Genomic DNA, 8,777 nt, shown 5'->3' with positions numbered 1-8,777 from the left:
CCGGGCGCGGTCCCGGCCGGGCTGGTCAGCCCTGGGTTGGAAAGCGCCGGGTTGAGCCCCGCGCCCGGGGTCGCCACTCCGGCGCCCGGGGTGGTCGGCAGCGCGCCCGGCGCGGTGAGTCCCGGCGTCGTGGGCGCCAGGCCCGGGCTCGCCAGCCCCGGGCTGGTCAAACCGGGGCTGGTCAATCCGGGGCTGGTCAAACCGGGGCTGGTCAAACCGGGGCTGGTCAATCCGGGGCTGGTGAGTCCCGGCGTCCCGAGGCCTGGAGTGCCCAGGCCCGGGCTGGCCAGGCCTGGAGTGCTGGCCGCACCCCCGCTGAGCGCCGGCACCGGGGGCAGGTTGATCCCGAATTGCGACAGCCCCTGCGACAGCGCTCCCATCAGCTCGCCGGGCAGGTCGGTCATCACGGCAGCCTGCTTGAAGTCGTGGTGCTCGGGCTGCTTGCTCCCGGCCGTCGATTCGTAGACAAGGAAGTATGCGCAAGGACTCGCCACTGCCAGGGCGGCGACCGCGCTCATGGCTGTCGAAAGCTTGCGTCGGCGTCGGTTCGGCACGGAAGTCTCCTCAATCTGGACAACTCAATCTTCAACTGTGTTGTTCGGCGCGGCCTGCCGTCCAAGCTGGCGAGAACCACACAGAGTCGATGGTACGAGTGAGATTGCTGTGACTAGAGTGGTGATATTGAATCGTGAGGTAATTGCGACCCCGACCGTGATCGCCGAACTGAGAAGCCCTGTGGTCGCCGGATTTGGCCGAAGGCGGACTCCCTGGCCTCGCCAAATGGGTTAGGCCCACGCGGTCGGATACCCTAAGCAACCGATGACCGCTCGTTTCGACCTCCTCGTCGTCGGCTCTGGATTCTTCGGCCTGACCATTGCCGAGCGCGTCGCTACCCAACTCGGGAAGCGCGTGCTCGTTGTGGAACGCCGCCCGCATATCGGTGGCAACGCCTATTCCGAAGCCGAGCCGCAGACGGGCATCGAGGTCCACAAATACGGCGCCCACCTGTTCCACACCTCTAATAAGAGGGTCTGGGACTACGTGCGGCAGTTCACCGAGTTCACCGACTACCGGCACCGGGTGTTCGCGATGCACAACGGGCAGGCCTACCAGTTCCCGATGGGCCTGGGCCTGGTGTCGCAGTTCTTCGGCAGGTACTTCACCCCGGACGAAGCGCGCCGGTTGATCGCCGAGCAGGCCGCCGAGATCAAGACCGAGGACGCGCAAAACCTCGAGGAGAAGGCGATCTCGCTGATCGGCCGACCGCTTTACGAGGCGTTCGTCAAGGGCTACACCGCCAAACAGTGGCAGACCGATCCCAAGGAGCTGCCGGCCGCCAACATCACCCGGCTGCCGGTGCGCTACACCTTCGACAACCGGTACTTCAGCGACACCTACGAGGGCCTACCGGTCGACGGCTACACGGCGTGGCTGCAGAACATGGCCGCCGACGACCGCATCGAGGTGAGGCTGAACACCGACTGGTTCGACGTTCGCGACCAGCTGCGCGCCGAAAGCCCGGATGCACCCGTCGTGTACACCGGCCCGCTGGATCGCTACTTCGACTACGCCGAAGGCCGGCTCGGTTGGCGCACACTGGACTTCGAGGTGGAAGTGTTGCCGATCGGGGACTTCCAGGGAACGCCGGTGATGAACTACAACGATCCCGACGTGCCCTTCACCCGCATCCACGAGTTCCGGCACTTTCACACCGAGCGTGACTACCCGACCGACAAGACGGTGATCATGCGGGAGTTCTCGCGGTTCGCCGAAGACGACGACGAGCCCTACTATCCGATCAACACCGAGGCCGACCGCACCCTGCTCGCCGCGTACCGAACGCGGGCGAAGGCCGAAACCGCCTCCGCCAAGGTGCTTTTCGGTGGCCGGTTGGGCACCTACCAATACCTGGACATGCACATGGCGATCGCCAGTGCACTGAACATGTACGACAACACCGTCGCGCCGCACCTGCGCGACGGCAAAGCTCTAGTGGAGGAAGGCGCGGTGGGATGCGCGCCGGCGACGCAGAGTCAAGCGAGGGGGAGGAGCGGCGCTAAATGACTGCTGTAAGCCTGCTTTCCAGAATCATCCTGCCGCGTCCGGGTGAGCCCCTGGACGTGCGCAAGCTGTACCTGGAGGAATCGACCACCAATGCTCGGCGGGCGCACGCGACGAGCCGCACCTCGCTGGAGATCGGCAAAGAGTCCGAGGTGTCCTTCGCCACCTACTTCAATGCGTTCCCCGCGAGCTACTGGCGCCGCTGGTCGATCTGCGCGTCGGTGGTGCTGCGGGTCGAGCTGACCGGAACCGGACGCGTCGACGTCTACCGGACGAAGGCCACCGGGGTGCGGATCTCCGTCGACGGCCGCCAATTCGTCGGCACCGACGACCAGCCGGCCATCGTCGAGATCGAGGTGCCGCTCAAGCCGTTCGAGGACGGCGGCTGGATCTGGTTCGACATCACCACCGACACCCCGGTCAACTTGGTGAGCGGTGGCTGGTACGCGACCGAACCGGCCCCGGGCACGGCCAACATCGCCATCGGCATCCCCACCTTCAATCGGCCGGCCGACTGCGTCAACGCGCTGGCCGATCTGACCGCGGATCCCTTGGTGGACGAAGTAATCGGGGCGGTGATCGTCCCGGACCAGGGCGTCCGCAAGGTGCGCGATCACCCGGACTTCGCGGCGGCCGCCGCCGGCCTGGGCAACCGCCTGTCCATCCACGACCAGCCCAATCTGGGCGGTTCCGGCGGCTACAGCCGGGTGATGTACGAGGCACTGAAAAACACGGACTGCCAACAGATTTTGTTCATGGACGACGACATCCGCATCGAGCCGGACTCGATCTTGCGCGTGCTGGCGTTGCACCGCTTCGCCAAGACGCCGATGCTCATCGGCGGCCAGATGCTCAACCTGCAGGAGCCGTCGCACCTGCACATCATGGGCGAGGTCGTCAACCAGTCGAACTTCATGTGGACCGCCGCGCCGCACGCGGAGTACGACCACGACTTCGCCGAATTCCCGTTGAACGACAAGAACGCTCGGAGCGCGCTGCTGCACCGGCGGATCGACGTCGACTTCAACGGCTGGTGGACGTGCATGATCCCGCGGCAGGTCGCCGAGGAGCTTGGCCAGCCGCTGCCGCTGTTCATCAAGTGGGACGACGCCGAATACGGTCTGCGCGCCGGCGAGCACGGGTATCCGACCGTCACGCTGCCCGGCGCCGCGATCTGGCACATGGCCTGGAGCGACAAGGACGACGCCATCGACTGGCAGGCCTACTTCCATCTGCGCAACCGGCTGGTGGTCGCCGCGATGCACTGGGACGGTGACGTCACCGGGCTGGTTCGCAGTCACCTGAAGGCAACGCTCAAACACCTTGCCTGCCTTGAGTATTCGACCGTGGCGATCCAAAACAGGGCCATCGACGACTTCCTGGCCGGCCCCGAGCACATCTTCTCGATCCTGGAATCCGCTCTGCCCGAGGTGCATCGGCTGCGCAAGGAATACCCCGACGCGGTGGTGCTGCCGGCCGCGAGCGAACTGCCGCCGCCGGCGAACAAGACCAGGGCGATGAAGCCGCCGGTGAACCCGCTGTCGATCGGTTATCGGCTGGCCCGCGGCATCGCGCACAACGCGACCAAGGCCGACCCCGAGGCGCACCGGCGCCCGGAGTTCAACGTGCCGACCCAGGACGCGCGCTGGTTCCGGTTGTGCACCGTCGACGGCGTCACCGTGACGACGGCCGACGGGTGCGGCGTGGTCTACCGGCAACGGGACCGTCGCAAGATGTTCCAGCTGCTGTTCGCCTCGCTGCGGCGGCAGCGCCGGCTGGCGAGCCGGTTCGACGAGATGCGCAAGACGTACCGGGATGCGTTGCCGGTGCTCTCCAGCAAGCAGAAGTGGGAGACGGCGTTGCTACCCCCGCACGCCGAGCGAGAGCATGCCTGAATCGCCACCCCCTACTGGTGAGGTGGCCGCGCTGGTGGTCGTGCAGTCGGCCTTGGCCGACGGGCCCGGCGTGCTGACCGCGGCGCGCGGGCTGTCGCATTTCGGCGAGCACAGTATCGGCTGGCTGGCCGTGGCGGCGGTGGGGGCGCTGCTGATGCCGAAGCGGCGCCGGGAGTGGCTGGTGGCCGGGGCCGGCGCGTTCGTCGCGCACGCCGCCGCCGTCTTGGTCAAGCGGGTGGTGCGGCGCGAGCGGCCGCACGATCCGGCCGTCGCGGTGAACGTCGGCACGCCCAGCCGGCTGAGTTTCCCGTCAGCGCATGCCACCTCGACGACGGCGGCGGCCATCCTGATGGGCAGGATCACCGGTCTGCCGCTGCCCGCCGTCCTGGTTCCGCCGATGGCGTTGTCGCGGATGCTGCTGGGCGTGCACTATCCCAGCGACGTGGCCTGCGGCATCGCCCTCGGCGCCATCGTCGCCCGAATCGCCGTCCGGCTCGAGGGCCGGGCGCGGAAGGTCTGGCCGAATGAGTGAGGACGTGGTGACCGGTCCCTCGGGCAACGTGGTGATCGGGGTGGTCAAGGCGATCCGCCCGCGGCAGTGGGTAAAGAACGTCCTGGTGCTGGCCGCGCCGCTGGCCGCGCTGGGTGGCCCGGTGCGCTACCACCTGCACGACGTGCTGGACAAGGCCTACCCGGCCCTGGGCGCGTTCGTGGCCTTCTGCCTTGCCGCGTCGTCGATCTACCTGATCAACGACGCGCGCGACGTCGAGGCCGACCGCGAGCACCCCACCAAGCGCTTCCGCCCGATCGCCGCGGGTGTGGTGCCGGAGTGGCTGGCGTATGCCATCGCCGTGGTGCTGGGGATCGCATCGCTGGTCATCGGGTGGTGGATCACGCCCAATCTGGCGCTGGTGATGGCCGTCTACCTGGCCATGCAACTCAGCTACTGCTATGGCCTCAAACACCAAGCGGTGATGGACATCTGCATCGTGTCGTCGGCCTATCTGTTGCGGGCGATCGCCGGGGGCGCGGCCACCGACATCCGGCTGACCCAATGGTTCTTGCTGGTGATGGCGTTCGGGTCGCTGTTCATGGTGGCCGGCAAGCGGTATGCCGAGCTGCAACTGGCCGAGCGCACCGGGGCCAAGATCCGCAAGGCGCTGGAGAACTACACCAGCACCTATCTGCGGTTCGTCTGGACGTTGTCGGCCACGGCGCTGGTGGTCTGCTACGGGCTGTGGGCGTTCGACCGGGAACACGGGGCGGCGGGCTGGTTCGTGGTGTCCATGGTCCCGTTCACCATCGCCATCCTGCGCTACGCGGTGGACGTGGACGGCGGGTTGGCCGGCGAGCCCGAGGACATCGCGCTGCGCGACCGGGTGCTGCAGCTGCTGGCCGTGACGTGGATCGCGACAGTTGGAGCCGCCGTTGCCTTCGGCTAGCTCCGAACTGCAGGCCCTCAAAGCGCGCATGACGCGCAGCCGGCCGGTCATCAGGCGATTGGGCTGGCCGGTATTCCCCTACACCGCCATGGTCCGGTTCAGCCTGTGGATCAGCGTGGCCGTGGTCGCCGCCCTGTTCGCCTGGGGCGCCTGGCAGCGGCGCTGGATCGCCGACGACGGGCTGATCGTGTTGCGCACGGTGCGCAACCTGCTGGCCGGCAACGGCCCGGTCTTCAACCAGGGTGAGCGGGTGGAGGCCAACACCTCCACGGCCTGGACCTACCTGATGTACGTCGGCAGCTGGGTGGGCGGGCCGATGCGCATGGAATACGTGGCGCTGGCGCTGGCCCTGACTCTTTCGGTGGTGGGCGTGGCGCTGCTCATGCTGGGGGCCGCCCGGTTGTACGCGCCCAGCCTGCGCGGCCGCAGGGCCGTCATGCTGCCCGCCGGGGCGTTGGTCTACGTCGCGCTGCCGCCCGCGCGTGACTTCGCCACCTCGGGGCTGGAGAGCGGACTGACGCTGGCCTACCTCGGGTTGCTGTGGTGGATGATGGTCTGCTGGGGCCAGCCGGTGCGGAACCGCCCGGATCGCACGCTCTTCGTCGGTGCGCTGGCGTTCGTGGCCGGTTTCAGCGTCTTGGTCCGGCCCGATCTGGCCCTGATGGGCGGGCTGGCGCTGATCATGATGCTGATCGCGGCGCGGACATGGCGGCGCCGGGTGCTGGTCGTGGTGGCCGGTGGGTTGCTGCCGGTGGGCTACGAGATCTTCCGGATGGGCTACTACGGACTGCTGGTGCCCGGCACCGCCCTGGCCAAGGATGCGGCCGGCGACAAGTGGTCCCAAGGCATGATCTACCTCTCGAACTTCGACGCGCCCTATGCGGTCTGGGTGCCGGTGGTGCTCCTTGTTCCGCTGGGGGTCCTGCTGCTCGCGGCCCGTCGCCGGCCGTCATTTCTGCGTCCCGCGCTGTCACCCAACTACGGTCGGCTGGCCCGGGCGGTCCAAAGCCCCCCGGCCGTCGTGGCCTTCGTTCTGGTGAGCGGCCTGCTGCAGGCGCTCTACTGGATCCGCCAGGGCGGCGACTTCATGCACGGTCGGGTGCTGCTGGCGCCGCTTTTTTGCCTGCTCGCCCCGGTGGCCGTCATTCCGGTGGCCGTACCGGACGGCCAGGACTACTCGCGGGAGACGGGCTACTGGGTGGCCGGCGCCGCCGGCGCGCTGTGGCTGGGTGTGGCGGGTTGGTCACTGTGGGCGGCGAATTCACCGGGGATGGGTGACGACGCCACCCACGTCACCTACTCCGGCATTGTCGACGAGCGGCGCTTCTACGCCCAGGCCACCGGGCATGCCCACCCGCTCACCGCCGCCGACTACCTGGGTTATCCGCGGATGGCGGCCATCCTGACGGCGCTCGACAACACCCCGGACGGCGCGCTGCTGCTGCCGTCGGGCAACTACATCCAATGGGACCTGGTGCCGCAGGCGCAGCCGGGCCCCGGCAATTCACCCCAAAAGCCGCAGCACACAGTCTTTTTCACCAACCTCGGCATGGTGGGCATGAACGTCGGGCTCGATGTCAGGGTGATCGACCAGATCGGATTGGCGAATCCCCTTGCGCAACACACGGAACGGTTGAAGCACGGCCGCATCGGGCACGACAAGAACCTGTTCCCGGATTGGGCCATCGCCGACGGCCCGTGGGTGAAGGTGTATCCCGGCATTCCGGGTTATCTGGACCAGCAGTGGGTCGCCGAGGCGGTGGCCGCCCTCAAATGCCCCGAGACCCAGGCGGTGCTCAGCTCGGTGCGTGCACCGATGACCCCACACCGGTTCCTGTCGAACCTGCTGCATTCCTATGAATTCACCAAATATCGGATCGACCGGGTTCCGCGCTACGAGCTGGCCAGATGCGGACTGCCAGTGCCCGAAGAGGTCCCGCCGCCGCCTCGCGAGTAAGCCCCGCGCAGAAGAATTTTCGGCCCATCTCGAGACGATGCCGACGTGCGCCCGTGAAAGATTGCCAGCAACATCACATTTGGGCCTTCACCAGCTGGCACTGGCGCTCAAGCACATGCGAAAACGCCGCCAACGACGTCGGCGTTTCGCGCGGAAACCATCGGGTAACGACCGCCGAACGACGCTTTGCGGGGCGGCCTCGATGCGACTCGACGGCGGAAGGTGTGGTTGACTACACGGGCACTGCTGCGCGGAGATCGCATGCAGTACGACCCAAATCATGGACGCGTCCGGATGATGGGCGCGCCGAAAGGATGAGGAAGCAAGGATGACGCTTGTCGACAGGTTTCGCGGCGCCGTGGCAGGTATGCCGCGCCGGCTCGTGGTGGCGGCTGCTGGTGCGGCCCTCCTCTCGGGCCTGATTGGCGCCGTGGGGGGCTCGGCGACCGCCGGCGCGTTCTCGCGCCCCGGTCTGCCGGTGGAGTACCTGCAGGTCCCTTCCGCGGGGATGGGCCGCGATATCAAGGTTCAGTTCCAAAGCGGTGGGGCCAACGCGCCCGCGCTCTACCTGCTCGACGGTATGCGCGCCCAGGACGACTTCAACGGCTGGGACATCAACACCCCGGCGTTCGAGTGGTACAACCAGTCGGGCATTGCCGTGGTCATGCCGGTGGGCGGCCAGTCCAGCTTCTACTCCGACTGGTACAAGCCCGCCTGTGGTAAGGCCGGCTGCACCACCTACAAGTGGGAGACCTTCCTGACCAGCGAGCTGCCGGCGTACCTGGCGGCGCAAAAGCAGGTCAAGTCGACCAACAACGCCGCCGTCGGTCTGTCGATGGCCGGATCGTCGGCCCTGATCCTCGCCGCATACCACCCGAACCAGTTCGTTTATGCCGGCTCGCTGTCGGCCCTGCTGGACCCGTCGCAGGGCATGGGGCCGTCGCTGATCGGCCTGGCCATGGGTGACGCCGGTGGCTATAAGAAAGACGACATGTGGGGCCCGTCGAGCGACCCGGCGTGGGCCCGCAACGACCCGTCGCTGCAGGTGGGCAAGCTGGTCGCCAACAACACCCGCATCTGGGTGTACTGCGGTAACGGCAAGCCGTCCGACCTCGGTGGCGACAACCTGCCCGCCAAGTTCCTGGAGGGCTTCGTGCGGACCAGCAACCTGAAGTTCCAGGACGCGTACAAAGCCGCGGGCGGCAACAACGCCGTGTGGAACTTCGACGCCAACGGCACGCACGACTGGCCGTACTGGGGCGCGCAGCTGCAGGCCATGAAGCCTGACCTGCAGGCGACGCTGGGCGCCACCCCGGGCGCGGGGCCGGCCACGGCTGCCGCGACCGCTGCCGGGAACGGTCAGACCGGCCAGGGCACCTAAGCCCAAGAACGACGCGACTGGCGGCGGAAACCCCGAGGGGT

At 67.6% G+C, this 8,777-nt stretch carries 6 protein-coding genes and 1 pseudogene; 6 read left to right on the top strand and 1 reads right to left on the bottom strand.

Annotated features, from left to right (window positions below; all coding sequences use genetic code 11):
- A pseudogene (locus A5678_RS12165) lies at positions 1-554 on the bottom strand (PirG); the annotation flags it as partial.
- A 265-nt stretch (positions 555-819) separates the two neighbouring features.
- On the opposite strand from A5678_RS12165, the gene glf reads away from it, so the two are divergent.
- The 6 genes from glf (at position 820) to A5678_RS12135 (ending at position 8,736) form a co-directional block, all read left to right on the top strand.
- Positions 820-2,064, top strand: coding sequence for a UDP-galactopyranose mutase (gene glf, locus A5678_RS12160; RefSeq protein WP_068042595.1), 1,245 nt, complete (start codon positions 820-822; stop codon positions 2,062-2,064).
- The gene (locus A5678_RS12155) at positions 2,061-3,956 is read left to right on the top strand and encodes a glycosyltransferase (protein ID WP_068042593.1); all 1,896 of its coding nucleotides are present in this window, start codon (positions 2,061-2,063) and stop codon (positions 3,954-3,956) included. Before glf ends, A5678_RS12155 begins: the two co-directional genes overlap by 4 nt.
- Positions 3,949-4,488 carry a phosphatase PAP2 family protein gene (locus A5678_RS12150; RefSeq protein ID WP_068042590.1) on the top strand — a complete coding sequence of 180 codons (540 nt, stop codon included), beginning with the start codon at positions 3,949-3,951 and terminating at the stop codon, positions 4,486-4,488. Before A5678_RS12155 ends, A5678_RS12150 begins: the two co-directional genes overlap by 8 nt.
- Positions 4,481-5,398, top strand: a complete 918-nt coding sequence (locus A5678_RS12145) for a decaprenyl-phosphate phosphoribosyltransferase (RefSeq protein ID WP_068042588.1) — start codon at positions 4,481-4,483, stop codon at positions 5,396-5,398. Before A5678_RS12150 ends, A5678_RS12145 begins: the two co-directional genes overlap by 8 nt.
- Positions 5,385-7,355, top strand: coding sequence for a terminal beta-(1->2)-arabinofuranosyltransferase (aftB, locus tag A5678_RS12140; RefSeq protein WP_304528364.1), 1,971 nt, complete (start codon positions 5,385-5,387; stop codon positions 7,353-7,355). Before A5678_RS12145 ends, aftB begins: the two co-directional genes overlap by 14 nt.
- A 328-nt stretch (positions 7,356-7,683) precedes the next feature.
- Complete coding sequence (locus tag A5678_RS12135) at positions 7,684-8,736, top strand: esterase family protein (protein WP_068042585.1); 1,053 nt, start codon at positions 7,684-7,686, stop codon at positions 8,734-8,736.
- Positions 8,737-8,777: the final 41 nt, after the last annotated feature.

The sequence above is a fragment of the Mycobacterium sp. E2733 genome, from assembly GCF_001667585.1.
Classification (GTDB): Bacteria; Actinomycetota; Actinomycetes; order Mycobacteriales; family Mycobacteriaceae; genus Mycobacterium.
The sequence above is the reverse complement of the archived record's forward strand: the minus strand, read 5'-3'. Positions and strand labels throughout refer to the sequence as shown.

What these genes read in the sequence shown, in the direction of transcription:
- glf (WP_068042595.1), top strand. Translation starts at nt 820, where the DNA reads ATGACCGCTCGTTTCGACCTCCTCGTCGTCGGCTCTGGATTCTTCGGC.
- A5678_RS12155 (WP_068042593.1), top strand. Translation starts at nt 2,061, where the DNA reads ATGACTGCTGTAAGCCTGCTTTCCAGAATCATCCTGCCGCGTCCGGGT.
- A5678_RS12150 (WP_068042590.1), top strand. Translation starts at nt 3,949, where the DNA reads ATGCCTGAATCGCCACCCCCTACTGGTGAGGTGGCCGCGCTGGTGGTC.
- A5678_RS12145 (WP_068042588.1), top strand. Translation starts at nt 4,481, where the DNA reads ATGAGTGAGGACGTGGTGACCGGTCCCTCGGGCAACGTGGTGATCGGG.
- A5678_RS12135 (WP_068042585.1), top strand. Translation starts at nt 7,684, where the DNA reads ATGACGCTTGTCGACAGGTTTCGCGGCGCCGTGGCAGGTATGCCGCGC.